The sequence below is a fragment of the uncultured Sutterella sp. genome (genome assembly GCF_937923675.1).
Lineage (GTDB): Bacteria > Pseudomonadota > Gammaproteobacteria > Burkholderiales > Burkholderiaceae_F > Sutterella.
On sequence record NZ_CALDXB010000063.1, the window covers coordinates 1 to 1,146 of the forward strand.

1 protein-coding gene is annotated in these 1,146 nt (G+C 56.6%); it reads left to right on the forward strand.

Annotated elements, in window-relative coordinates:
* Window positions 1-1,146, forward strand: a 1,146-nt coding sequence (locus Q0106_RS07650) for a hypothetical protein (RefSeq protein WP_297611121.1), incomplete at both ends; no start/stop codon positions are given.

The window sequence follows — 1,146 nt, forward strand, 5'->3', positions numbered from 1 at the left end:
CATCGCAGGAATTGTTACGGCACGGGCTACCGCAGGATTCGCGACGCCATCGTGAAGGAAGACCGCATGGCCCGGAATATGGGCGTTGACGTGCAGGCGAAGCATTCCGGACTGCAGGCGAGGCACTGGAAGATGGCGCTTCAGTCGGCGGCGATCGTCGTCTCAAACTACTGGCGTCTGGCGCAGGCGAACGCCAAATCCGTTATTTTTGCCAAAGAGTGGACGAAGGACCTCAATGATGTGGAGCGCTTCTACATCAACATGATGCTTTCGAAGCTTCGCCCGGAATTCTTCGCGCTTCTCGACGGCAAAAATCCGCACTTTGAAAGGTTCCGGATGGAGGAAATCCGCGATCTGCCGAAGCTCTGCCTGAGGATCCGTCGGACGGTGCGGAGAGCTTTAGGCAGCTTCCCGAGTCCGGGCCGGTCCGTCAACGTCTGGTTCGACCAGTCCTGCTACAAGGTGCAGAACGAAAACGGCGTCGAGTGCGTCTACCTGACGAGCATGACGAAGGGAAAGCGCATCCGCGTTGAACTCAAGGGCATCGGCAAGGTGGGAAGCGTCATTCATCTTCTTTTCAGGGATGACGGGAAGCTTGAGCTCCATGTCATGGAGCCTCTGAAAAAGAAGCCGCTTGAAAATGTGCCGGCCGTTCCCGAGGAAAAGTATTACTCCCGTGCCTTCGACATGGGTCTTACCGAAGTCTTCACGGACGATGAAGGGAATCACTACGGGAAAAACCTCGGGGAGCTTCTCTCGCAGTTTGCGGAGACGCTCAACCGGAAGATTACGGCAAGGAATCGATTACAGTCGCTCGCCCGAAACACGACAAGCAGGCGCAAGCGCCGCAACATCCTGCGCTTCAATCTGGGGAGCGATCGTTTTGAAGCACTCAAAGCCCGGATGAAGGCTCAGATCCGATGCTGCATCAATCATGCCCTGAACGAAATGTTCAGGAAGGCACCGGCTGATGCATACATCGTCGAGGAGCTGAGCGCGAATTTCCTTCAGGATCTAAAACTTCCTAAACGCGTCAAGCGCCTGCTGTCAGGCTGGGTCCGGGGCATCATCGGCGAACGGCTGGCCTTCAAGGCGGCCGAGCGTCAGGTGAAGCTTGTGAAGGTCACGGCCGGGTACTCCTCGCAA